This is a genomic window from Rhodococcus sp. 14-2483-1-1 (genome assembly GCF_002259335.1).
Classification (GTDB): Bacteria; Actinomycetota; Actinomycetes; order Mycobacteriales; family Mycobacteriaceae; genus Rhodococcoides.
In genome coordinates this window covers 157,193-181,205 of sequence record NZ_NPFX01000011.1, presented here as the reverse complement: position 1 = coordinate 181,205, position 24,013 = coordinate 157,193, and the positions used below count along the sequence as shown (strand labels likewise).

Annotated in this window: 19 protein-coding genes; 9 read left to right on the top strand and 10 right to left on the bottom strand. The window is 63.6% G+C overall.

All coding sequences use genetic code 11. The features are described 5' to 3' along the window. Positions 1-53: 53 nt before the first annotated feature. Both dnaN and dnaA read right to left on the bottom strand, forming a co-directional pair. Positions 54-1,238 (bottom strand): DNA polymerase III subunit beta, encoded by a 1,185-nt coding sequence (gene dnaN / locus CH294_RS09615; RefSeq protein WP_094737768.1) that lies wholly within the window; start codon positions 1,236-1,238, stop codon positions 54-56. 584 nt (positions 1,239-1,822) lie between these two features. Then, the gene (dnaA, locus tag CH294_RS09610) at positions 1,823-3,355 is read right to left on the bottom strand and encodes a chromosomal replication initiator protein DnaA (RefSeq protein WP_032402041.1); all 1,533 of its coding nucleotides are present in this window, start codon (positions 3,353-3,355) and stop codon (positions 1,823-1,825) included. Positions 3,356-4,008: 653 nt separating this feature from the next. Between dnaA and rpmH the strand changes: the two genes are divergently transcribed. From rpmH to CH294_RS09555, 9 genes are all read left to right on the top strand, one after another. After that, complete coding sequence (gene rpmH / locus CH294_RS09605; protein WP_026347786.1) at positions 4,009-4,152, top strand: 50S ribosomal protein L34; 144 nt, start codon at positions 4,009-4,011, stop codon at positions 4,150-4,152. A gap of 30 nt (positions 4,153-4,182) precedes the next feature. Then, positions 4,183-4,563 carry a ribonuclease P protein component gene (gene rnpA / locus CH294_RS09600; protein WP_037174966.1) on the top strand — a complete coding sequence of 127 codons (381 nt, stop codon included), beginning with the start codon at positions 4,183-4,185 and terminating at the stop codon, positions 4,561-4,563. Further along, complete coding sequence (gene yidD, locus CH294_RS09595) at positions 4,560-4,889, top strand: membrane protein insertion efficiency factor YidD (protein WP_032401667.1); 330 nt, start codon at positions 4,560-4,562, stop codon at positions 4,887-4,889. The genes rnpA and yidD overlap by 4 nt, the downstream gene beginning before the upstream one ends. 4 nt (positions 4,890-4,893) lie before the next feature. Continuing rightward, complete coding sequence (gene yidC / locus CH294_RS09590) at positions 4,894-5,982, top strand: membrane protein insertase YidC (protein ID WP_032401668.1); 1,089 nt, start codon at positions 4,894-4,896, stop codon at positions 5,980-5,982. A 25-nt stretch (positions 5,983-6,007) separates the two neighbouring features. Then, positions 6,008-6,691, top strand: coding sequence for a R3H domain-containing nucleic acid-binding protein (locus CH294_RS09585; RefSeq protein ID WP_249305194.1), 684 nt, complete (start codon positions 6,008-6,010; stop codon positions 6,689-6,691). A gap of 1,902 nt (positions 6,692-8,593) precedes the next feature. Continuing rightward, complete coding sequence (rsmG, locus tag CH294_RS09570) at positions 8,594-9,271, top strand: 16S rRNA (guanine(527)-N(7))-methyltransferase RsmG (RefSeq protein ID WP_037152125.1); 678 nt, start codon at positions 8,594-8,596, stop codon at positions 9,269-9,271. An 82-nt stretch (positions 9,272-9,353) separates the two neighbouring features. Then, positions 9,354-10,364, top strand: a complete 1,011-nt coding sequence (locus CH294_RS09565) for a ParA family protein (RefSeq protein ID WP_032378750.1) — start codon at positions 9,354-9,356, stop codon at positions 10,362-10,364. A 4-nt stretch (positions 10,365-10,368) separates the two neighbouring features. Then, entirely contained in the window at positions 10,369-11,445 is a 1,077-nt protein-coding gene (locus CH294_RS09560) for a ParB/RepB/Spo0J family partition protein (protein WP_032378749.1), read from the top strand. Positions 11,446-11,680: 235 nt separating this feature from the next. Beyond that, positions 11,681-12,361 carry a hypothetical protein gene (locus tag CH294_RS09555; protein WP_032401674.1) on the top strand — a complete coding sequence of 227 codons (681 nt, stop codon included), beginning with the start codon at positions 11,681-11,683 and terminating at the stop codon, positions 12,359-12,361. A 49-nt stretch (positions 12,362-12,410) separates the two neighbouring features. Here the strand turns inward: CH294_RS09555 and CH294_RS09550 are convergent, their stop codons facing one another. The 8 genes from CH294_RS09550 to CH294_RS09515 form a co-directional block, all read right to left on the bottom strand. After that, a complete protein-coding gene (locus CH294_RS09550; protein ID WP_094737765.1) occupies positions 12,411-13,604 on the bottom strand; it encodes an N-acetylmuramoyl-L-alanine amidase in 1,194 nt (397 codons plus the stop codon). 136 nt (positions 13,605-13,740) lie between these two features. After that, positions 13,741-14,073 (bottom strand): thioredoxin, encoded by a 333-nt coding sequence (gene trxA / locus CH294_RS09545; protein ID WP_037152116.1) that lies wholly within the window; start codon positions 14,071-14,073, stop codon positions 13,741-13,743. 43 nt (positions 14,074-14,116) lie between these two features. Continuing rightward, positions 14,117-15,106, bottom strand: coding sequence for a thioredoxin-disulfide reductase (gene trxB, locus CH294_RS09540; protein WP_032402042.1), 990 nt, complete (start codon positions 15,104-15,106; stop codon positions 14,117-14,119). 126 nt (positions 15,107-15,232) lie between these two features. Next, positions 15,233-15,970, bottom strand: coding sequence for a hypothetical protein (locus CH294_RS09535; RefSeq protein ID WP_037152591.1), 738 nt, complete (start codon positions 15,968-15,970; stop codon positions 15,233-15,235). A gap of 59 nt (positions 15,971-16,029) precedes the next feature. Further along, positions 16,030-16,611, bottom strand: coding sequence for an RNA polymerase sigma factor SigM (gene sigM, locus CH294_RS09530; RefSeq protein WP_052058538.1), 582 nt, complete (start codon positions 16,609-16,611; stop codon positions 16,030-16,032). Between the two features lie 99 nt (positions 16,612-16,710). Continuing rightward, positions 16,711-20,925: a lipid II flippase MurJ gene (locus tag CH294_RS09525; RefSeq protein WP_170944660.1), complete on the bottom strand. Its 4,215-nt coding sequence runs from the start codon at positions 20,923-20,925 to the stop codon at positions 16,711-16,713. Further along, positions 20,922-23,345, bottom strand: a complete 2,424-nt coding sequence (locus CH294_RS09520) for a DUF6049 family protein (protein WP_094737764.1) — start codon at positions 23,343-23,345, stop codon at positions 20,922-20,924. Before CH294_RS09520 ends, CH294_RS09525 begins: the two co-directional genes overlap by 4 nt. After that, entirely contained in the window at positions 23,342-23,914 is a 573-nt protein-coding gene (locus CH294_RS09515) for an NUDIX hydrolase (protein WP_032379451.1), read from the bottom strand. The genes CH294_RS09520 and CH294_RS09515 overlap by 4 nt, the downstream gene beginning before the upstream one ends. Positions 23,915-24,013 lie beyond the last annotated feature (99 nt).

The window sequence follows — 24,013 nt, the reverse complement described above, 5'->3', positions numbered from 1 at the left end:
TTGTCTGTGTCAGGTGCGAAAGTTCCCGCGGGTCCAACAGTAACCAGGCAGGATCAGCCCGGCAGCCTGACGGGCATCAGCAGATACGTGTATTCGGATTTCGGCGCCGCGAACTTACCTGCGTCGTCGGCCACCAGTTCTTCGTCCGACGTCGGACGCAACACTGCAGGCCGGCTCGGCGTCGTGAACCCGAACGTCACCTTCTCGCTGTGCAGCGAGGACAACCCGTCGATGAGGTATCCCGGGTTGAAGGCAATGGTCAGCGCTTCGCCCTGGAAGTCGGCAGGCAGAGCTTCCTCGGCGCGACCGGCATCGTCGCCACCTGCGGACAGCAGTACACCGTCGGCGTTGAATTCCAGGCGGACCTGCGCACCGCGCTCGGCCACCAGAGCCACACGCTTGATCGCCTCGACCAGCGATGCGATCTCGAGAGTGGCCACCGCAGTGTGCTCGGCCGGCAGCAACTGACGGAACTTCGGGAATTCGGCATCGAGCAAGCGCGTGGTGGTGCGGCGCCCGTCGCTGACGATGCCCAACAAACCGTCGCTGCCGATGGACGAACCGGAGCCGAGAGCCAGTTCGACCGGCGAGCCGGAGTTACCGCCCAGAGTCTTCGCCGACTCGGACAAGGTCTTGGCCGGGATGAGCACCGCGGTGGTGGTGTCGGCCCCGGCGGGAGCCCACTCCACCTCACGAACCGCCAACCGGAAACGGTCGGTGGCAGCGAGAACGACGTTGGTTCCGTCGATCTCCACGCGGATACCGGTGAGCATGGGAAGCGTGTCGTCCTTGCCCGCCGCGATGGCGACCTGGGCAATTGCCTCGGAGAAGACATCACCGGCCAGCGAACCGGTGTTGCTGGGCAACTCGGGGAGCTGCGGGTAGTCCTCCACCGGCATCGTCGGCAGGGAGAACTTGGCGCTTCCGCAGTTGACCAGAACGCGGGTTCCATCGACCGTGACGTCGACCGGCTTGTTCGGCAGCGACTTGGTGATGTCGGCAAGTAGCTTGCCCGACACCAGAACTCGGCCTGCCGCGGCTACCTCGGCAGAGACTTTGACCTGAGCGGAGACCTCGTAGTCGAATCCGGAGACCGTCAGACCCTGCTCATCGGCGGCAAGAAGAACTCCACCGAGAACGGGAACGGGTGGCCGTGACGGGAGGCTACGGGCCACCCATGCCACGGAATCGGAAAAATCTTCACGAGCAACGCGAAACTTCAAACTTCCAAGCTCCATCGCTCGGCATTTCCTCTCGTTCGGTGGCGTTCGTCCTCACGGCCGGAGCGGTGCAACCACGAAGGTTGCGGCTCGAACCGATGCAACGACGAGTGTGGCACATCCAGCGCAAGCACACCGTATGCCCTCCGAACCCGAGACGAAAGCTCGAGGTTCGAGCCGTACGTGGGATTCGGGTGATCTCTTCGGGCCTGTGAACGGATCGTTCCCCAACACCTGTTTTCAAAGAAGTTCTTTCAAGGAGAAAACAGAAGTATTAATAGGTCCTGTGCAATCTGTGCACGGACGGTTGGATCTGCTGGTCGCCTCGCGTGGTGTCGTGGGGATGAATTCGGGACCAATATGCGATTGACGCGCGGCTGCCTGTGGACGAATCCCATCGGTGCACAGGCGCCCACACTCCATCCCCAGAACTTCGATGTTGTCCACATGGTTATCCACAGGTGTGAATCAATGGTCGACGCCCGAAAAACAGATCGACATCGAGTCGAGAATCGGCGCCGATCATGGACGAGAATCGGCGACGGCACCGAACCCGCGATGGGATTCGGTGCCGTCTTCTGCGTTCGTCTGTGCCCGGTGGGCTACCGCTTCGAGCGTTGCTTGATCCGTGCAGTGAGCTCTTGGACCTGGTCGTACACCTTCCGGCGCTCGGTCATCTCCTTGCGAATCTTCTTGTCCGCGTACATGACCGTCGTGTGATCTCGTCCGAACGTCTGGCCGATCTTGGGCAGCGACAAGTCGGTGAGCTCGCGGCAGAGATACATGGCGATCTGCCTGGCCATCGCCAGCGCTCGGGCCTTACCCGGGCCGCACAGGTCCTCGATGGAGGTGTTGAAGTACTCCGCCGTGACAGCCATGATCGTTGCTGCATTGATCTCGAGACTCGACGAATCGGGAATGAGATCGCGCAGCACCACCTCCGCCAGTGTGAGGTCGAGCGCTTGTCCGTTGAGCGATGCGAATGCCGTCACACGAATGAGGGCGCCTTCGAGCTCACGGATATTTCGTTCGATGCGGCTGGCGATCAGTTCGAGTACGTCGTGTGGCACGTCGAGGCGGTCCATCCGAGCCTTCTTGCTCAGAATGGCGATGCGCGTCTCGAGCTCGGGCGGCTGGACATCGGTGATCAGGCCCCACTCGAAGCGGGTACGGAGCCGCTCTTCCAGGGTGGCCAGCTGCTTCGGGGGCCGATCGGACGAGACGACGATCTGTTTGTTGGCGTTGTGCAGTGTGTTGAAGGTGTGGAAGAACTCCTCCTGGATGCCTTCCTTGCCCTCGATGAACTGGATGTCGTCGACGAGCAGCACATCCGTCTCGCGGTAGCGGCGTTTGAACGCCACTTTCCGGTCGTCACGAAGACTGTTGATGAAGTCGTTCGTGAATTCTTCGGTGGAGACGTACTTGACCCGCATTCCAGGGAACAGTCGCTGCGCATAGTGACCGGCCGCGTGCAGGAGATGAGTCTTGCCCAATCCCGACGCACCCCATACGAACAGCGGATTGTAGGCGCGGGCAGGTGCTTCGGCGATGGCCACGGCAGCTGCGTGAGCGAACCGATTGGAGGCGCCGATGACGAACGTGTCGAAGGTGTACTTCGAGTTCAGGCTGTTCGCGCCCGACGACGGGGGCGACGATTCAGGGGGTTTGGTGAAGTACGTCGGCCACGAGTTCTGCACGCTCGCGAGCGCTTCGCGCTCGTCGTCCACCTCTTCGTAATCGGCGGTCTCGGAGTCGGAAGGCTCGTCGTCTCTGCTGGTCAGGACGCGGCGCCGGTAGGTGGGCGAGCTGACGGCGTCGGGGTAGGCCGACCGCTCGGAGTCGATCTTCTCGTCTTCGGGAGCGGAGATGCGTACCCCGAGCCCCTCGACACCCTGGCCGAGATGTCGGCCCAGTGCTCCCAGGATCGGCTCTCGAAGGTCTCGCTCGATGGCTTCCTGAGCGAAGGTCGAGGGAACGGCCAGCAGGGCGAACCCCTGCGTCAAAGTGAGCGGTTTGACCAGCGCGAGCCAGGCCTTCTGGCCCTTGGTGAGGGGAGACCCACTGTGACGGTCGGAAGTGAGCTCCGCGACCACCTCGGGCCAGATACGCGCGAGCGCATCCGGATCGTCGTTCACGTCGATCCCTCCGTTGTCGAGCATCGGTGTCTCGGCGGTGGTTGGACCGCCGAGCATTGGTCTCGTACGGGTACGACGCGTCGAAATTCGTGCGTCGTTTCCTGCCCGCGCGATGTCGGCGTCGGATAGCGTCGTCGATCGTGCGTCGCCGCGGCTGAGACCAGGGTCCGTGGGTGGACCCCGCAAGGTACGAATATGCCACCTGATCTGTGTTTCCACACAATTATCCACAGGTGTGGATAAACGACACCGATGTGACCCCAGAGCTCCTCCCGGCTCGTGGTATCACGCACGCACAAGTCTGACCTGCATCGATGGTCGTTGTCTGTCGTACGATCGGACGAACCGCGTCGGCTCGATCGGTCATCGGCGAGCGATGTCGAGGCACATCACACCCTCGGTCGCCGAATCCTCCGGTGCCTGTGCATGAACTGCCGAGCCGATCGGTCCGGAGCGAGTTTGACCACCGGTGACTCGATCAGTACTCTCGAACAGTCACCCAATAGCGAGGTGGCCGATGCTTGCTGGCTGCTCACAGTCTGTCTTCACTCGGATTTCTCGCTCGGGAGGCAAGCGACTTCATCCGAACTCGCTGGAACCTTTACAGCAGACGCCGACAGATCGGCGTCTTCGAATCTCGAGGAGTGTTGACCGTGGCCAAGGGCAAGCGGACGTTCCAGCCGAACAATCGCCGCCGCGCGCGCGTTCATGGCTTCCGTCTTCGTATGCGTACCCGTGCGGGTCGTGCAATCGTTTCCGCACGTCGCGGCAAGGGCCGTAAAGAACTCACAGCCTGATATTCGTTCGTCCGGACCTTGGAGCTCGGGATGCTTCCTGAGCCGAATCGACTGCACCGAGCACGTGATTTTTCCGTAGCGGTGCGTCGAGGACGCCGAATGGGTAGATCTGATCTGGTCGTTCACGCCGTTGTGCGGGACGAGCAGGACATCGCATCGACCGTTCGGGGACCACGATTCGGATTGATCGTCAGTAAGGCAGTCGGGCCGGCCGTAACTCGTCATCGAGTTGCGCGCCGGCTTCGGCATATCTGTACCGACGTGGTCGGTGAGCTCCCCGAGACCACCGACGTGGTCATCCGCGCATTGCCGGGTGCCGCGACAGCGTCCTCGGCAGATCTACTGGTTCAACTGCGTTCAGGATTGAAGAAGCTCGGTCTTCTCGAAGCTCCGAAGGGTCCGCCGTCATGACATTCATGGGCAACCTTCGTTCCATTCCTGCTCGAACTCTCATGTATTTCATCGGGTTGTACCGAACCTATGTGTCCCCGATGAGACCTCCTACCTGTCGCTTCTCCCCCACCTGCAGTGAGTACGCCATCGAGGCGCTCGAGGTGCACGGGATGATGAAGGGCTCGTTGCTGGCAGTCGTCCGCCTCCTCAAATGTGCTCCCTGGCACTCTGGAGGATGGAACCCGGTGCCTGAACCCGGTAAGTGGCGCGCGAGCGTCACCGAGATGACCGAAACCGAAGAACACCACGATCTCGTGCGAGTGGAAGAACAGAGGAGTACATAGAGCCGTGCTCGACTTCATTTACTATCCGGTTGCCTGGATTCTCTGGGTGTGGCACAAGGTGTTCGGCTTTGTGTTCCAGGATCCCAGCAATGGATTCGCCTGGGCACTGTCCGTCGTCTTCCTGGTCTTCACCCTGCGCTTGATTCTGTACAAGCCCTTCGTCAAGCAGGTTCGTACGACGCGGCAGATGCAGGAGCTACAGCCGCAGATCAAGGCTCTGCAGAAGAAGTACGGCAAAGACAAACAAAAAATGGCCGTCGAGATGCAGAAACTGCAGAAGGAACACGGCTTCAACCCGCTGATGGGCTGTCTACCCGTGCTGGCACAGGCACCGGTGTTCATCGGACTGTTTCACGTGCTTCGTTCGTTCAACCGCACCGGCACCGGTGTCGGTCAGCTCGGCCTGAGCCCGGAAGAGAACCGCGAACTCTCGAACTATGCGTTCAGCGTGGCCGATGTGCAGTCGTTCCTCGACGCTCGACTGTTCGGAGCCCCGATTTCGGCATGGATCACCATGCCGCAGGAGCAGCTCAACGCGTTCGCCGTCGGACCGGGTGCCTCCATTCCGTCGACGTTCGTCATCGCGGCGGTATCGATTCCGCTGATGATCATCGCGGCGATCATGACCCACATGAACTCGCGTGCATCGGTGGCGCGTCAGAGCGCTGCAGCAGCTGCGAATCCGCAGTCCGCGATCATGAACAAGCTTGCGCTGTACGTGTTCCCGTTGGGCGTGTTGGTCTTCGGTGCCCTGCTACCGATCGCGATCCTGCTGTACTGGGTCAGCAACAACACCTGGACCTACGCACAGCAGCACCTGGTATTCGGAAAGATCGACAAAGAAGAAGCTGCCAAGGCTGTCGCTGCCGTGGAGAAGCGTTCCGAGAACGCGCCGAAGCCGGGCGTGAAGCCGGTATCGGTGACCAAGCCGAAGCCGGGTGCGCGGCCCAAGCTGTCGAAGATGACGCCGGTAGACGACGATGCGACGACCGACAGCGGTGACACCTCGGGTTCGGCCAACGGTGCGGCAACTCCGGTCAGGCCCAGACCGCAGGCGAACCGGAACAAGTCGACCAAGCGCAAGCGGCGCTGACCGACACGTCGAGAGAAGGACGAACATGGCAGCGGACGTAGAAGAAGCTCAGAACGACGAAGTACAGAAGCCAGTCGGTGCGGTATCCGGGGATGGAGTGAATGACGTGATGGTCGAGGCCGATCAGCTCAGCGCGGTCGACGCGGATGCGGACGAGAAGTCCGTGATCGAGGAATCCGCCGCGTCCGAGGTGGTCGAAGACAAGGCCGCGAAGGCCGCGCCTGACGATGACGATGACGATGACGACGAGGACTACTTGGTCGAGGAAGGCGAAATCGCCGGCGACTACCTCGAACAGCTTCTCGACGTTCTCGACTTCGACGGAGACATCGACCTGGACGTCGAGGGCGACCGGGCCATCGTCAGCATCGACGGTGGGGACGATCTCGCCAAGCTCGTAGGCCGTAAGGGTGAGGTTCTCGACGCTCTTCAGGAACTGACCCGGTTGGCCGTTCAGCAGTCGACCGGAGAGCGCAGCAAGCTGATGCTCGACGTTGCCGGCTGGCGGGCGAAGCGTCGTACCGAACTGGGCAATCTCGGTGCCGAAGCCGCGCGGCGAGTGTTGGAATCGGGTGAGCGAGAAGAGCTGACTCCGATGACTCCGTTCGAGCGCAAGATCGTGCACGATGCAGTCGCGAAGATCGACGGCGTTGCCAGCGAGAGCACAGGAGTCGAGCCGTCTCGGCGGGTAGTTGTCGTCAAGGGATAGCAGCGCTAATCGGTTGAAACAGCTCCACAATTTTTACAGCTTCACAATCTGATGGCCCTCACTTCGGTGGGGGCCATCGTCGTATGTGGACATTGGTGTCCAGGCTCTACTCGAATGTCATCTGTGTAATTCAAACGCGCAACACGGTTCGAGAATGGTTTGTGGTCGAACTTTTCGTCGAAATATTTCGATCCAGGTATGCGCGACGCTTTCGTCACTGTGACGCGTGTACGCGGGCTCGGTTGTCAGCGGTTGATGCGAGTCGAGTGTTGTGGTTTCACGTGAAACAACGGCCGGAAGTCTTCAGGCACTCGGGAAGAGCCGCGGTTCCGCAGCGCTCAGAATTCGAGGCTCGCTGAGGGGGAAGTACGCGCCTGGGACGGTCACGAGCGACATTTGATGTTTCACGTGAAACCGGACTTCCGTGTAGGGCTGTTGCGAATCGAATTTCTTGACTGTCGCTCGGGTCGGTCATGAAGCGGTTCGCGGCATCGGGTGTTCGAGTCATGACGCCGGGCTTTCCAGGTATCGCCGGACCGGCATCTCCAGACTCGCGTCGGATAAGAATTGGGACCCGCGAATTTGACCAGGGGCATGGTGCGTTGGGATCAGCGATGAATGGACAGGTGCCGCGATCTGTTGCCCCACCATCGGTCAAGGGATGGTGGAGAGACCTATCCGAAGAAACAGTGAATTCCGGCTTGCCGGGTTCTCGGATACCGCGGAATCGTGCGCGCGGCACTCGGCGGTATGAACGACCAGACTTTCGAGTGTGCAGACCGTCAGCGTGGCCTGCTCTGTAATCCTCGTTGTTGCTACGACGAGGTCTCCTTTGACCGGTGCTGCCTCTCTGCCCCTCACGGACGCATTGCGTCGGGCCCACCGAAGTGCGAGCGGCCGCGCGCGGTTGGCTATCAGGTGGAGCCGGTGGCGAACCGCTCCCCCGGCTCACTCGACAGGTCGATGATCAGTCCCTGCGGGGAATTGACCGCAACGATCTTCACCGTCGGCCTCACGCCCCGAATCCGAGACGCGACCGCACGTGTCACCCATTCGCGCGGGGTGCGATCCGGTGATGGTGTGATCGGTCAGCTTCACGTGGGAGATCGTGGCCGCCGATCCTAACGATTCTGAATACAGCCAGGCTTCTCGAGCTGATCGGATCTGAGGTGTTCGCACGATGGCACTCGAAGTGTCGAACGTGAAGTGTGTGTCGGCTTGTCGACATCGTCCTCACCGGACTGGATCCGCTCGCCTCGACCGAAAGGCCTCGGCAATCGAGGGAAGGCTGCAACAGCAGCGTCTCAGGCGCGTCGAATGGGAAGCAGTTTCACGTGGAACATCGTCGTCGGTGATCCATCGAGATACCGAGAATCGGCAGACCTCTCGACTTGGTCGGAACCTCAGGCACCACACCGGATTGCTCGACGTGTCGACGGTTGGTGTCGGTCGGTGCGTAGACCGCGATCCCGCCAGAGCGGATCCGCTCGGTTCTGACGAGCTTCGGTAGTGATCGGTCGGGAGCTGCCACAGCAGAGCCCCGCGTCTGTCGGGCGGGAAGTAGTTTCACGTGAAACATCTGGCAGCGCCGCCAACACTGGACAACCCTCGCGACGGGTGATCGTGCCGTGTGGCTCTCGCTCGGGCGACTCGTCCGGGGTTCACCCCACTCGGCGTCGTCGAGAACTGGGAGCCGATGGGATTCGGATCGTCAGAGAAGCAGTTCGGCGGACGCCACCCGCGAGATCAGGAACCGTACGTGGTCTGGACAGATATCGGGATGGCGCCGCCCGGCTTCAGAAGTATCGGATTGCCCTCCGAGGAGAGCGATGTCCGGATCAGTGTGCAGATTCGCGTACTTACAGCGATGTCGTTTGGCGTTCCGCGCCCGGGCACGGGAAGATGTTTCACGTGGAACAAGAACGCTCGGATAGCACCCAGTTGATGGCAATCGCGGAGCAGGTATTTGGGGACCGAATCGAACTGGCCCGGCGATATCACGACTCGTTGGCGACTGCGGGCGTCGAGCGCGGGCTCATCGGACCTCGAGAGGTTCCACGACTCTGGGAACGTCACATCCTCAACTGCGCGGCGATCGGCGAACTCATAGACGAAGGCGAGACCGTCGTGGACATCGGCAGCGGCGCGGGACTCCCCGGAATCCCGTTGGCAATCGCGAGGCCGGACCTACGGGTCACTCTTGTGGAGCCGCTTCTTCGCCGCACCGTGTACCTCGCAGAGTTCATCGAGGAGCACGATCTGAACGTCCTGGTTGTACGCGGTCGCGCTGAACAGCCCGGCGTGAAGAAGGAGGCGGGCGGCGCCGATGTGGTGACGTCACGGGCAGTGGCCCCGTTGGAGAAGCTGGCCAAATGGTCGCTTCCTCTTGTTCACGATCACGGTCGGATGCTTGCTCTGAAGGGATCGAGCGCCGGTGAAGAGATCGAGCGAGACCGGGCTTCCCTCACACGGATGGGTGCTGGCAAGCTGGAGGTAGTGGAGTGCGGAGTTGGCCTACTGCCTACTCCAACCATCGTCGTCAGAGCGGTCCGTCAGCCTCGGAGACCGGGTCGTCACTGACCTTCGGTTGCGGACTCGTCAGTCCCGCGCTAGTCGTTATCGATCGTATTGAACACAGTCAGTTCCGCACTAAGGAGCACATATGTCGGGTGGGTCCGATTCCGCTGTTTCACGTGAAACAGCATCCAAGAAGAACGCGTCCAACTCGTCCGAGTCGGCACCGGCGGTGAAGAAGAGCTCGGACTTCGAGTACACCAACGCGATCTCGCCCGACGACACTCCGATCGGTGCCGCGGCACATCGAGCCAGTCAGGTTCTGCACCCGGGATCGGTGTCGCTCCCGAAGCCGGCGAAGCGGCGCATGCTGACGATCGCCAATCAGAAGGGCGGCGTTGGCAAGACCACCACCGCAGTGAACCTGGCTGCCGCGCTCGCCCTTCAGGGCCTGACGGTCCTGGTGGTCGATCTCGACCCCCAGGGCAACGCCAGCACCGCTCTGGGCGTCGAGCACCACTCCGGTGTGCCGTCGAGTTACGAGGTGCTCATCGGTGAAGTCAGCGCCAAGGATGCGGTGCAGCAGAGCCCGCACAGCGAGCGACTGTTCTGCATTCCGGCCACGATCGATCTTGCTGGAGCAGAGATCGAGTTGGTGTCGATGGTTGCCCGTGAAGGCCGACTGAAGACAGCCTTGTCGGTCGAAGAGCTCGGCGGAATCGATGCGGACTTCATCCTGATCGACTGCCCTCCGTCACTCGGCCTGCTGACGGTCAACGCGCTCGTTGCAGCGACCGAGGTACTCATTCCGATCCAATGCGAGTACTACGCACTCGAAGGAGTGGGACAACTCCTGCGCAATATCGAGCTGGTGCAGTCGCATCTGAACCCCGAACTCCACGTTTCCACGGTGATCCTGACGATGTACGACGGCCGTACGAAGTTGGCGGACCAGGTCGCGGAAGAGGTCCGCAAGCACTTCGGGGACGCCGTCCTGAGGGCCGTCATTCCTCGGAGCGTGAAGGTATCCGAGGCACCCGGTTACGGCATGACGGTGCTCGATTACGACCCCGGTTCACGAGGTGCGATGAGTTACCTGGACGCCGGACGAGAACTCGCCGCGCGGTCGGCCGGCATCGACGAAGCACGAAAGAAGTAAGTAGATGAGCCAAACGCGTAAAGGTGGCCTCGGCCGAGGCCTGGCCTCGCTCATTCCCACGGGTCCGGATGCCGGGCCGCGCCTCGGCAGCGCAGCCGCAGACGTGATCATCGGCGCGGATCGCAATGCCAAGGACAAGCCGGATACGTCCACGAAGCCGAAGCGCACGCCGTCGGCCGACGACGCAACGGAAACCGCTACGGCTCCCACCCCGACGCCGCCTGTGCTCAACGGGGACGACCTCTCCCCCGTTGGCGCCGTGTATCGCGAGATCGCACCGGATCGAATCGAAGCCAATCCGAAGCAGCCGAGACACGTCTTCGACGATGAATCTCTCGGCGAACTGGTGCACTCGATCCGCGAATTCGGGCTCATGCAGCCCATCGTGGTTCGACTGGTTTCGGGTACCGCCGCCGCCGGAGACGCAAAATATCAGCTCGTCATGGGCGAGCGTCGGTGGCGTGCGAGCCAGGAAGCCGGCCTCGAGACGATCCCCGCGATCGTGCGCGAGACGGCAGACGACGCAATGCTGCGCGACGCGTTGCTCGAAAACATCCATCGGGTACAGCTCAATCCGCTCGAAGAGGCGGCGGCGTATCAGCAACTGCTCGAAGAATTCGATGTGACCCACGAGGAATTGGCCGCAAAAATCGGGCGTTCACGTCCGGTCGTGACCAACATGATTCGACTGTTGAAGCTACCGATTCCGGTCCAACGTCGAGTGGCGGCTGGGGTTCTGTCGGCCGGGCACGCTCGTGCGCTGCTGTCGTTGGACGCAGGTTCCGATGCACAGGAGTCGTTGGCTGCGCGGATCGTTGCCGAAGGACTGTCCGTCCGCGCGACCGAGGAAGCCGTCACCCTGGCCAATCGGGAAGATGGAACGAGCCCGGAACCGGCACCTCGACGTAAGCCGATTCAGATGCCCGGGCTTCAGGACGTCGCCGACAGGCTCTCCGATTCCTTCGATACGCGGGTGACAGTCAGTTTGGGCAAGCGAAAAGGCAAGATTGTGGTCGAGTTCGGGTCGGTGGACGACCTCGAAAGGATCGTCGAGATGATGGAAGCGCAGAAGAAAAAGTAGCGGCGTTTTTTCAGGACCAGACGTACGCGGGCGAAACGTCACTGTGACGTAGCTCCATAATCTACGGTCTCGAAAGTCACGATTGATGTTGAAAAACATTGTCATGCAACATATTTCAGGGAAACGGTCCGCGCGAGAGGGTCGACGATCGGATCGCCTATTCTTGTCGAGGTACGGATCGGCTCCGAGACAGAATTTTCCCGTTGGAACGAATGCACGAAGGCTGAGGTAAGCGGTGTCGGCGATGGTGACCGGAGTGACTCTCGGTTCGTTCGAGCATCTGCCGTCGCATTCGCGGCGCTGTAGCTTCTGGGTGCTCGATCCGGCATCGGAGGATTCGTCGGTCGACCTCGAGTTCGAGAACGAAGTGTGGTTGTCGACCATCATGCTCGAGTGGGGATCATGTGGGCAGCTGTTGTCCGTCGACGGCAAGACGATCGGCTGCGCACTCTATTGCCCACCCCGGGCCGTTCCGCGGGCGAGTACGTTTCCGACATCACCCGTCAGTCACGACGCGGTTCTGCTGACGCAACTACGAATCGATTCTCCGGATGATGCCGATCTGCACTCGGCCACGCTGATTCAGGCGGTGGTGGGAGATCTCGTCAATCGAGGTGTTCGCGCCCTGGAGGCATTCGGCATTCGGCACAACGCCGACGACGCAGCGCCGGTGGTTCCGAATGCGACGGCACATCTGACATGTTCGGCGTCGACGTGCATGATCGAAGCCGACTTTCTCGAGAAGGTCGGCTTCGAAGTGATTGCACCTCACCACAGATTCCCCAGACTACGACTCGAGCTGGACCGGGATCACGGATGGAAGCAGGACGTCGAATCTGCGCTGGAACAGTTGCTCATTGCAGCGAGCATCTCCGTCGTCGACATCGAACAGAAGTCGACCGTCGGAGCCCGCTGATTCTCGGCCTGGAGATCAGGGCGACTGGGAGATCAGGGCGACTGGGAGATCAGGGACGATCGGCGGCGGCGAGTTCCTCGGCGAGCAATTCGGCGAACGTGAAGGTTCCGGTCGGCTGATCGTCCTGACCCAGTAGGTACAGCCGTTTCACGGCGATCAGAATTGCCTCGGCGATGATGTCGCGGAACCGCGGGTCGCTCAGCACCTCGACGTCGGATTCGTTGGTGAGGTATCCGACGTCGATCTGAATGGTCGGCATGTTGGTCAGGCGCAACAGATCCCACGTTCGGCCGTGGCTGCGGCAATCGAGAAGCGGTGTACGAGCGACAATTTCGCGCTGCACGTAGCTGGTGAGCACCTGACCGATCATGGACGTCGAACCGTGCGAATTGCCGAAGTGGAAACTGGCGACGCCGTTGGCCGCCGGGCTGGTGCTCGAGGCACACCGGAGGGAGATCATCAGATCGGCGCCCCAGGCATTGGCCGTCTCGGCGCGATCGGCCACAGAGGGATTGGTGCCACGGGCGCGGGAGAGGAACGTATCCATTCCGGTCGCAGCCATTCGGCCTTCGAGGCGACTGGCCAGGTCCCACAGAATTTCCGATTCGGAGACTCGACCCAGTGCTCCGTCGACGATGCGTCCCGTATCGGCACCGCCGAGGTCGGGATCGATGACGATGCGCTTGCCGGTCAGCTGCGGTCCCGACTTTCGGACGAGCTCTTCTTCGCTCATGGCATGCGGTGATCCACCGGTGACACGCGTTCCCAGGAGATCGAGCGAACGCAACGTTGCCGGTCCGCAGATGCCATCCGGGGAAAGTCCGATTTCACGCTGGAACGAGGACAAGCCCTCGTGGGTGCGAGGGCCGAAGAAGCCGTCGACGCGTTCGTTGTAGAAACCGAGGTCCTGCAGTCGCGTCTGCAGTGAGGCGACGTCGTCTCCGTACAGCGGAGCGGACAACTGGTAGATGAGGGTTCGTGCGCCGAGATGGTACGACGCTTCTTTCAACGCGCGATACGTGGCGGGGCCGACGACACCGTCGACCAGCAGACCACGGTGCTGCTGAAATGCGCGTACGGCCCCACCGAGGGCGCCGTCGAAGACGGAACCGGGAGCTGTCCAGTGACCGTCGTCCATGGGACCGGGCGGAACCACGGCCTCATGGAGGAAGCCGAGAGCCGACAGGGTGCCGCGGACCTCGGCGACGGCGGGTCCGGAATCGCCGTGACTGAGTTCCTGCATCCTCGAAACGCCTCCAGATCGTTCTGACTACACCGCATCCCGATGCGGCTGATGTGCCGACGCTGGGCATCGGCACATCAGATGATTGTCGCAGAAAGACTGCCTTCCGCTGCAATCCACACGATTCGGAGGTGAATCAGATAACGCCTTCGAGGTCTTTGAGCAGCGCGGCCTTGCCCTTGGCGCCGACGATTTGCTTGACCGGCTTGCCACCCTGGAACAGGATGAGCGTCGGAATCGACATGACCTTGAAGTCGCGGGCGGCCTGCGGGTTGGCGTCGATGTCGAGCTTGGCGATCGTCAGCTTGTCCTTGTGCTCAGCGGCGATCTCCTCGAGAACCGGAGCGACCATCTTGCACGGGCCGCACCAGGTTGCCCAGAAGTCGACGAGGACGGGCTTCTCGCTGGTCAGCACGTCGTCGGCGAACGACGCGTCGGTGATGGTGACTGTGCTCTTGTCGTCGGACATTTCTATCTCCTCGATGTAGGAAGCGGTGTGTGAACGGGGCCGGTCAGGCGTTGACTGCGTCGACCGGCTGGTCGGCGTGTTCGAGCGTGTTGCTGGTGATGTCGCCCTGCTCGGCCAGCCAGCGTTCGGCGTCGATCGAGGCGGTACATCCGGTACCGGCAGCGGTGATCGCCTGCTGGTAGACGTGATCGACGAGGTCTCCCGCGGCGAAGACGCCCTCCACCGAGGTGGCCGACGAAGGGGACGCGACCTTGACGTAGCCGGCGTCGTCGAGTTCGACCTGACCCTTGACCAGCTCGTTACGGGGATCGTGGCCGATGGCGACGAACATTCCGGTGACGTCGAGGGTCGACTTCTCTCCGGTCTCGGCGTGCTCGAGCGAGATGCCGGTGACGCTGGTGTCGCCGAGGACTTCGAGGACCTTGGTGTCGGTGAGGAAGCGGATCTTCTCGTTGTTCTTGGCACGCTCGAGCATGATGCGCGACGCCCGGAACTCGCTGCGCCGGTGCACGATCGTGACGCTACGAGCGAACCGGGTGAGGAAGGTTGCCTCCTCCATCGCCGAGTCGCCACCACCGATGACGGCAATGTCCTGGTCGCGGAAGAAGAAGCCGTCGCAGGTGGCGCAGGCGCTGACGCCGCGGCCGAGAAGCTTTTCCTCACCCGGAATCGATAGGTAGCGGGCTGCTGCGCCCATTGCGAGGATGATCGCGCGAGCCTGGTAGGTCTCGCCGCCCGCGGAGACGGTCTTGATCGGACCGGTCAGATCGAGCTCTTCGACGTCCTCGGTGCGGATGTCGGCACCGAATCGCTTCGCCTGCTCGCGCATCTGCTCCATCAGATCGGGGCCCATGATGCCCTCACGGAACCCGGGGAAGTTCTCGACCTCGGTGGTCGTCATGAGTGCTCCACCGAACTGGGTTCCCTCGAACAGGATCGGTTCCAGCTCTGCGCGGGCCGCGTAGACACCGGCGGTATAACCGGCCGGTCCCGAACCGACGATGATGAGATCGTGAACCTTGGGGGTACTCAATGCAGACCTTCCGATCTTGTGCGGCGTGTACTGGCCGCCGACAGCCGAGTGCACACTGCACGCGCCGGTCGACGTACATCTGGTCAACACCACCCTAGAGGCAGTTGTTCCCCGGAGAGAGATGTGTCAGCCGATATCGCGTCGAGTCAGGACGTCGGGGTTGGTACCGCCGCAATCGTTGCCCACCGCCAGGGCGATGAACTGGGCCGGCTGCGCGCCTGCCAGCACCAGCAGGGTTCCGTCTCGGCCGTCGATCCTGACCTGAGTGGATCCGAGGACGGACGTTGCGGGGTCGACGTCGTTGGCCGCAAGACACGCCTCGAGGTCCGCCGGATCCGACAGGGCACCTGCATCACGCTTGCCGAGAATGCTGAAGGCGAAACCGGAGTCGAGGTCGGCGGAATCGAGGATCAGTGACCCGTCGGGTGCCGACGACGGTTCTGCGGCAACGGATTCGGGTGCGTCCGGGGTGCGCCACACCGCTGCGAACACGACCGAACCTACAGTGAGAAGCGCTGCGGCAGCGGCAATTCCGAGAACGACATGACGCCTGCGGGACCGGAACGGAACGACAACCGGATCGCTCGATTGCGGACCGGATTGCTCGACGGAATGGATCGTGCGATCGATCCGTTCGACGACGTCGGGAGGAATCGACAACGTCCCGGTCGGATCCTCGCCCATCTCGTTGAGCCGAGCCGACACCGCGTCGAGACCGGCGAGGACCTGCATCGACTGCTCGTCGCGACGGACCAACGGCCACAGCCGACTGCTGACATCCTCGGGGAGTGCGTCGGCATGCAGTTCGGCCAACAGCTCCGGTGAGAACGGGGCATCGGGTAGCGCATCGGTGCTCGACGACACGTTCCTGCCTCCCTTCGCCGAATCTGCTTTCTCTCTCACACGATATAGACGCGAGGGGTCTAGATTCGGTTCCCTGCGTCTTTCAAGTAGGCGAGCTGCGTCGAGAGTTTGAGTCGACCACGTGCACATCGACTCTTGACGGTACCGGTGGGAACGCCGAGCAGAACGGCTGCGTCGGCCACCGAGTAGCCCTCCATGTCCACGATGACGACGGCTGCACGCTGATCGGGCGGCAGCGTCATCAGAGCCTGCCGAACCAGGATGGTGGTCTCCGTCTCGGAGATGCGGTCTCTGGGCGACGCGGGCTCGTGACTTTCGTTCTCGCTCAACGGAACCGAGGGCCGTACTTTGTTGCGGCGGATGCGGTCCAAGCAGGCGTTGACGACGATCTTGTGCAACCAGCTGCGGACGGCGGCGTCGGCGCGGAACGACCCGGCGGTGCGATGGGCGGAAAGCAGAGCCTCCTGCAGAGCATCGGAGGCGTCCTCGGGTGTGTAGCTCGTGCGACGCGCCGTCAGCCACAGATGCTCGTGGTGTCGGTAGATCAAAGTGGCGAATGCATTCGGCTCCCCGGCCGCATGAGCAGCCAGAAGTTCCGCATCCGTGCGCTCCCCTAGCGCCGAATCGATACGTTCGGTCATACGAAAACGGCTCCCCCCGTGTTAACGCATTGGGGGGAGCCTAGGCCATGAAGACCGTGAAGTACGAAACGAGCCCGGATTCCGTACCGAGCGTCGGGTCTAGGAGTCGAAACCGATCCCGGAGATCGACGTGGCGATACGGCCGCCCTGCTCTCCGAGTGTGGTGATCCAGACGAGCACGTTCCCGGTGGGCTCGGCGTCGTCGAGGGCGATGTCGGTTCGGCCGTTCTGCAGAGTGGCTTCACCGAGCAGAGTGGTGTCGCTCAGGCTGGGCGAGTCGTTCGGTGCCGACCTGATCTCGACGACGGTGCCCGGGGACGTCGATTCGATCCACGCATTGTTCAGCGCTGTCGCCGGAATCGTGACGAGCAGGCCCACGCCGTTCTTCAGAGCGGGGAACTGCTGGAAATACGAGTCGGTGGTCCACGCCGTGCTTGGGTCGTTGTCGATCACGTTGGAAGCAGTGCTGGGGTTGTCGGCCGAACCCTGCGGCGAGAAGACGCTGACACCGTTCAAGGCAACGGGCCCACCCGTCTCGGCAGGAGGTGCGGCAGTTTCGCCTGCGGGAGGTGCCGCCGCCGGAGTGGTGAGGCCGAATTCCTGGCTGTCGAGGGGCGCATCCGTGCTGTCACCGGCGATCGAGGTGAACAGCCAGTAGCCGGCGAACGCCAGAATGACGACCGTCAACGCACCGAGTATTGCGATGGCGATATTGGTGCGGGTCGATTTGGCCTTCTCGGCGGCGATTTCCTCGGGGTCGGCGAGCGAATGTCCGCTGGCTCCTGGTGCGCGCTGGCCCAGTCGCAGAGCCGGCATCAGATCGGTCTTGTCGTTGACGACGGCGGCCTGATCGAGGACGTGCTGCACGGTGGCAGCAGTACGGATGCCACTGTTCTGTTCCAGCGCCCGCACGGCGACAGCGGAGATCTCGAACGGAACGTCGGGACGAACCTGCCTCGGCTCGAGCGGCGCGCCCTTGTCGTCTCGGTCGGCCGGACGCATGCCGCCCACGCTGCGAGCCGGAGCCTCATCACCGGACACGACCGATCCGCCGGTGGTGTCGGACAGCGGCCACCTGGCCGTGATCAGGGCGTAGAGCATGGCACCGAGACCGCGGACGTCCGAACTCGGATCGGCGTCGGCGAGAGTGGCCGGGAAAGCGAGGACGGCATTGCCGCTGGAGCTGATGCGCACGCGATCGGGGTGATCGATCGACAGGGCACCGCCGCTGCGGTGTGCTGCCTCGGCGGCCGCAGCCAGAACCTTGATCGCGCGAGCAGCCCCGGTGGGTGCGGGCACGGTGTCGGCCATTTCGCGTAGCGACCGGCCGGGCGTCCACTCTGCGACGACGATGCCGCCGGAGCTGCCACGCACCACGTCGAGCACGCGCGCGAGCCCGGGCGAATTGATCCGACCCAGACGCAGTGTGCGCGAGAGAATCGCCTGCGGACCCTCGGTTCGATCGGTGGGTGACGCGGTGGACTGCTGGTCGGCGTCGACGAACGTCAGCGCCACCTCGCGGTCCAGCTTGACGTCGTGGGCCTGCCAGAACTTGAGTCCACGTGCGCCGCCGTGCGGAGCCAGAAGTCGATACCGTCCACCAGCGACGGAGGCACCGGGAATGAGCGTCGGGCCACGAAGAGTCCGCTCGGGCGCGGGGGCAGCCGCACCGGTCGTTTCGGACTTGTCAGCGGTGGTTTTCTCCGTCGCCTTGTCCGTGGTCGGAGCCGTCGCCGTTGCCTCGGAAACGGCCTCGGGCTTCGTATCCTTGTCGGTCGTCTTCTTGTCGGCGGGCTCTTCGACCGGCAGTTGTGCCTTCGAGATCGAGATGGTCTTGTCGGTCGGGCGCGACGCCAGAGCGGACTTGGAGATGGATACCGTTCGATCGGCCGGCTTTGGAGCTGGCTCGGTGGCGGCGCTCTTGTCGGTAGTGGCTTCTTCCGTGGTGGCGTCTTCGGCACTCGTCTTGTCGGTAGTCGCCTTGTTCTCCGATTCGACCGCGTCGGCCGTCTCTGCCGACTTCTCGCTGCCTTTCTCGGAATCCGCAGCAGGCTTCGCTGCCTCCGAGGACGCAGGAGTGGTGGCCTTGGCGGGAGCCGCCGTCTTGGGCTCGGCCTTCACGGGCTCGGTGCGGTCCTGGGTGTCGACTTCGACTCCGCCGCTCGTTCGGTCGGCTTCGTTTGCTGGAGACTGTGCCGGCCCCCCAGCAACATCGTCGTCGGTCACTGTCACTCCTTCAGGCGAATATGCCCCGTGTTGTTCTGCAAACGGTCGACCCGTGTGGGCGTATGCCCCCGGGTGCCGAGGACCAGGGTACGGGAGCCGATCCCGCGCAGTGTCCCATGTGGGCTCGGTTCGAATAACCGGAATCACGCCGGTTTCTGCAGCGGCCAGATCGGCGTCCCGGTCGGCAGGCGCGCCACGGAATCTACGAACGACGCGGCTCAGGGCCACCGTGACCGCCAGGACTTCGGGAATCTTGCCGAACCAGAGGATCGAGAACGTGATGCCGAGCATGACGATGGCGTCGATCGCGACGCGGACGAAGTTTCCGATCCAGCCGTTCGTCATTGCGTCGAGCCCGAGGATCCGGTCGATCGCAAGCATGGCAGCACCGCCGGCCAGCGAGGCGATGAGGACCAGCCAGATGGTTTTGCCGACGTTGGCCATCCGCAGGTTGCCCAGGCTCTTGTGCAACAGGTATCCGCCGATGATCGCGCCGACGGTGTAGCCGAGGCCGGTGGCCGTTCCGAGGAGCAGCACGACCTGGTCCGGATCGGACGCGACCATCGGGGCGAGGAGCGACAGGCCGATCTTCACGGCGGTGATGCCGAGGATGATCCATGTCGGTGTCCAGGCCTTCTCGCGGGCGTAGAAGACACGCAGGTGGATCAGGACGAGGGCGTACGGGATGAGGGAGAACGCCGACCAGCTGACGGCCTCACCGAGTCGGCTCGCAACGTCGGCGAATCGGCCGAACCCGTACAGCGCCTCGCCGACCCACGGCCCCGCGAAGGTCAGGAACACCACGATCGGCACCAGCGCGACCATCGTCAGCCGGGTGGCGACGGACAGATCGTCGACGACCGACGGAGTGTCACCGTTGGCCGCATTGCGGCTGAGCCTGGGCATGATGGCCGTCAGTACCGTGACGCCGAGGATGCCGTACGGCAGCTGCAGCACGATCCAGGCCTGCGAATAGATCGTGTTGCTCGCATCGTCGGTGCCCGACGCGATGTTGGTGGCAACGATCAGCCCGACCTGGCTGATGACGACGTAGAGCACAATGGCGGCGGCCATCGCGCCGAACTTCTTGAGGCGTTCGTCGAATCCCCACAGTGGGCGCAGGTCGATGCGTTCGCGTCGCAGCGCGGGAATCAGTGCCAGTACCTGCGTGATGACACCCGTGGTGACGCCGAGGCCGATGACGAGCACCTGCGTGGTGCTCATTTCGTTCGGATTCAACGTGGGGTCGTCCGGAATCAGGAAGTAGATGCCGAAGACTGCCAGTACGACCAGGTTGTTGAACACCGGTGCCCACGCGCCGGGCTTGAAATTCTGCCTGGTGTTCAGGACCGCGGTGAGCAGACCGGACAGACCGTAGAACAGCAACGCCGGAAGTACCAGGTACGTCAGCGAGATGGTCAGGTCCTCGTTGACCTTCGGATCTCCCGACAGCATCAGCCGCGCCAGCAGCGGCGCGGCCATGGTCGCGCCGAGCGCAACGGTCCCCAGCAACGCGACTGCGATGGTGAACAGACGTCGAACGAATGCCCGCCCGCCGTCGGCGTCTTCCTGCTCGGCCCGGACCAGCACCGGAACGACGATCGCTCCCAGTACTGCGCCGAGGACCAACTCGGAGATCATGTTCGGCAGAATCGTCGAGACGGTGAAGGCACTGGCCAGCCCGGCGCCGAGGGTGGCCGTCATGGCGACCTGCTTGGCGAAACCGGTGATGCGGCTGACCAGGGTTGCTACCGCAATGGATCCCGACGCGGCCAGCAACGACTTCTGCGGCCTCGGCTCGGGCTGCGGTGAAGGTTCTGTCCCGCCCGGCGGAATTTTCGACGGAGGAACCGTTCCCGACGGCGCCTGGGGGTAGTCCTCGTCGCGGAACCGCGGGATGAGTTGGGTGACGGCGTCGTCGGCAGCCGGTTGACCGTCGAGCGGGGGCGGTGCCGGGTACGAGCGCAGCTCGGGAGTCGACTGCCGCTCCCAGGGTGCCGACCGCGGTGGCGTCGTGCGCCGGAAAACCTGTGCTGCCGGCATACGCGACCGCGGCAGGTCCCCGTCGTACGGGACGTTTCCTGTCATGGTCTCTCGTACCCTTCGTCGGCCGGGTCGGGTTGGCCTCTGAATCGATGCCAGAGTCGTCGACCTGCAAGTAACAGTAGGAGAGCGCCGGCGCAGGCGGTAATTATGGCCAGCGCCTGGCCGTACGCGTTCGACCGTACGGACACCGTGGACACTTCGCCGAGCCTGCTGCCGTCGAGCGCGGTCACGGAGAAGTCCACCGACAGGTTGCGGGTGGCATCGACCTCGGCCGGGACGGTGATGGTTCGTGATCCACGGGCCGGGAGCTGGGTGACGCCGACGTCACTGATCGTCATTTCCGGGGGCGCGTCGACTCGCAGCAGCACGTTGACCGGCATCGGCAGGTCGTTGCGTGCGACGAGCAGCAACGGGCTCTGTTCGGAGGCGAGGGTGTAGACGCCGCCCGGCGCGAGCACGGTCACCGATCCGTAGATGGTGTCGATGCCGATTCGGGTAGCGGCGAGTCGGGTGAATGCCATGGTGCCGGTCTCATCGGCCACCGAACTGGCTCGACCCGCCGTGGAGAGTGCCCGGAGCATGTCCTCGCGCAGCGGGGCGGTGAACAGGCGCGGGGTGAGCGCCGACTGAGGATCCTCGACCAGCGACTGCATCAGCGTCTCGATCCGAGCGCTCTGCGTTCTCACCAAGTCGATGGTGCCGGTATCGAGTTCGGTGGCAGCATCGACGCTGCTCACCGGGGTGCCCGAGGTGGGTTCGGCAATCAGCTCTGCCAGCGGTCGGGGCGTCGCCAAACCGGAACGCAGCAGCGAGGACACCGTCGACAGAATGGCCGACGGCTCGTCTCCCCCTGCGGTCCAGTACTGCGGGGGTGCGACCGTGACGGTGCGCCCGGGCCGATCGGTGCCGACGAGAGCATGGAAGTTGACAGCACCGAGTGCGTCCTGCAGGCGCGCTGTACGGGAGTCCGTGTCGAGGTCGAATCGCTGCTCGGCGGGAGTGAGGGCAGGAGTGGACGGGGTGTCGCCCACTCCGGCCAGTGCCGCTGCGGTGGCCGCGTCGTAGTGGGCGGCGGCCAGCGTCGAGGGCGGCTGTGATTCCGACGGCTGGGTTCCGGTCGGAGGGACATTCGTCGAGATCAGCTGGGCCATCGGTGCCGATGTCGGCGGGCTGATGCTGTTGTCGGCGACCAGCACGGTTCCGGTACCCGCGGAGCGCAGGGCGTCGGCGGTGTCGGCGTCCACGCCTCCGGTGGTGCTCCAGGTGAAACCCCGCGTCGAGGTGATGCCGAGGATGCCGTCGACGACATCTGCAGGCGTGGAGATCGCGCTCTGGATCAGCGAGGCGTCGCCGATGTCGGCCACTGCCCCCAGGTCGGTCTGCGCGAACGGCATAGCCGTCACGCAGGTGCTCGACGCGATGGTTTCGAGACGGGACAGCCACTCGGTCGCGGCCGCGCTTCCGGTGCCGTCCCGAGCGGTGCTGGCGGGATCGGCCGGGTTGTCGACGACGAGATAGCCGCGGGTCATGTTCGAGACGGTGACGAGCAGGTCCGGATCGATGCCGATGCACAGGCTCGACGCGAGGTTGCCGCCGGGATCGAGGCCGGGTTTCGTTGCGAATTCCACGGCCTTGAGCAGGGTGTCGAGCCGACCGCCCGAGGCGAGTTCTCCGGCCAGCTCGTCGTCGATCAGTCGCACTCGCTCGTCGACCGAGCCGGGTATTCCCGCAGCGAGGCGCGGGATGTCGGCCAGTGGCCACAGCACGGTCATCGCGACGGGGTTTCGGGTGTTCGGCGGCAACGGTGCCGCGTCGGGGGCGGCGGGATCCATCTCGCCCGGGTTACGCGGCAGCCCGACGACAGGGAGCAGGAAGCGTGCGTCGTCGAGTCGTGCGGTTCCGCCGTACTCGGGCGTGCCGTTGACATTGAGCAGCAGTGGGTAGACGCCGGGTGCCTCGATCCCGAGCGAGGGCTCGGTAGTGCTGCGCAGTTGCATCGACAGGTCGAACTGGCGGCTCTCGTCCTTCTCCAACGACTCGGCCACCGTGACGAAATCGCCGACGCGGTCGAACCGTTCCTGGTCGAGGGTCAGCGAGGTGCGCAGGCCTGCCGTGGTGTCGATGGCGGACGAGGCCTGCATGCGGACACTGACGTCGTCGACGCGTCGATCGCCGGTGTTGGTCACCGTCGCCCGGACGGTCACGAACGGGTCGCTGCTGGTGGTGACGGTCGACGGGGCGACGGTGTCGATGCTGAGCGTCAGAAAGGGGTTGCCGGCCTGCGTCATCGGAGTGTCGGGGACGGCGCTGGTGGACTCGATATCGCCGACGGAGGCGTCGGGCTGAGCGGCGGCCATCGGAAGCTGCGCGGGGACAACCGCCGCCACCCCGACGGCCGGTGCCACCGCAAGGAGGAACGAGGTCAGTGCGGCGGCAGTGACCTTCCGAGCCCGCACGATCACTTCTCGCCGGGGGTCGGTGCGCTCGAGTTCCCGTTGTTCGTGCTGCTGTTCATGTCGTCGATGAGGCGGGTGGCGATCGCGGCGAGTTTGCGTTCGTCTGCGTAGGCGAGTCGCGACGGCAGTTCGCTCAGCGGTACCCAGGCGACCTCGGTGACTTCGAGGTCCTCGTCCGAGAGTTCGCCGCCGAGGAATCGGAGCAGGTAGTGGTGGACGGTCTTGTGGACGCGTCGGCCCTCGGTGACGAACCAGTAGTCGATGCTGCCCAGCGACGCCAGGACGGTCCCGCGGATGCCGGTTTCCTCGGCCACCTCGCGCATGGCCGTCTGTTCGGCGGTTTCGCCTTGCTCGATGTGACCCTTGGGCAGGGACCAGAGCAGACGTCCCCGCCGGTCGGTACGTCCGATCAGGGCGGCGCAGCGGGTGGCGGGAGGACCGTCGAGGCCGTCGACCACCAGGCCGCCTGCCGAGGTTTCGCGGACGGTCCGCAGCTTGGGTGCTTCGGTGTCGGCGCGTGCCTGACGCCGCCGCGGGTTGCGGCGACTCCTGTTCGATCGTTCGGCAGCAGACACCCGATCCATACTAGTTGCCCATGCGCACTCTTCTGCCGTGCCGCACCGCGGGGTAAAGGCCGGGACAATCGATCGCCACGGCGCAAGTAGGCTCTTCCA

Coding starts and splice junctions, on each gene's coding strand:
- sigM (WP_052058538.1), bottom strand. CDS start 16,611: ATGACCGAACGTATCGATTCGGCGCTAGGGGAGCGCACGGATGCGGAA.
- CH294_RS09560 (WP_032378749.1), top strand. CDS start 10,369: ATGAGCCAAACGCGTAAAGGTGGCCTCGGCCGAGGCCTGGCCTCGCTC.
- rnpA (WP_037174966.1), top strand. CDS start 4,183: ATGCTTCCTGAGCCGAATCGACTGCACCGAGCACGTGATTTTTCCGTA.
- trxA (WP_037152116.1), bottom strand. CDS start 14,073: ATGTCCGACGACAAGAGCACAGTCACCATCACCGACGCGTCGTTCGCC.
- dnaN (WP_094737768.1), bottom strand. CDS start 1,238: ATGGAGCTTGGAAGTTTGAAGTTTCGCGTTGCTCGTGAAGATTTTTCC.
- CH294_RS09550 (WP_094737765.1), bottom strand. CDS start 13,604: ATGCAGGAACTCAGTCACGGCGATTCCGGACCCGCCGTCGCCGAGGTC.
- rsmG (WP_037152125.1), top strand. CDS start 8,594: ATGTTTCACGTGGAACAAGAACGCTCGGATAGCACCCAGTTGATGGCA.
- CH294_RS09565 (WP_032378750.1), top strand. CDS start 9,354: ATGTCGGGTGGGTCCGATTCCGCTGTTTCACGTGAAACAGCATCCAAG.
- CH294_RS09525 (WP_170944660.1), bottom strand. CDS start 20,925: ATGACAGGAAACGTCCCGTACGACGGGGACCTGCCGCGGTCGCGTATG.
- yidD (WP_032401667.1), top strand. CDS start 4,560: ATGACATTCATGGGCAACCTTCGTTCCATTCCTGCTCGAACTCTCATG.
- CH294_RS09585 (WP_249305194.1), top strand. CDS start 6,008: ATGGCAGCGGACGTAGAAGAAGCTCAGAACGACGAAGTACAGAAGCCA.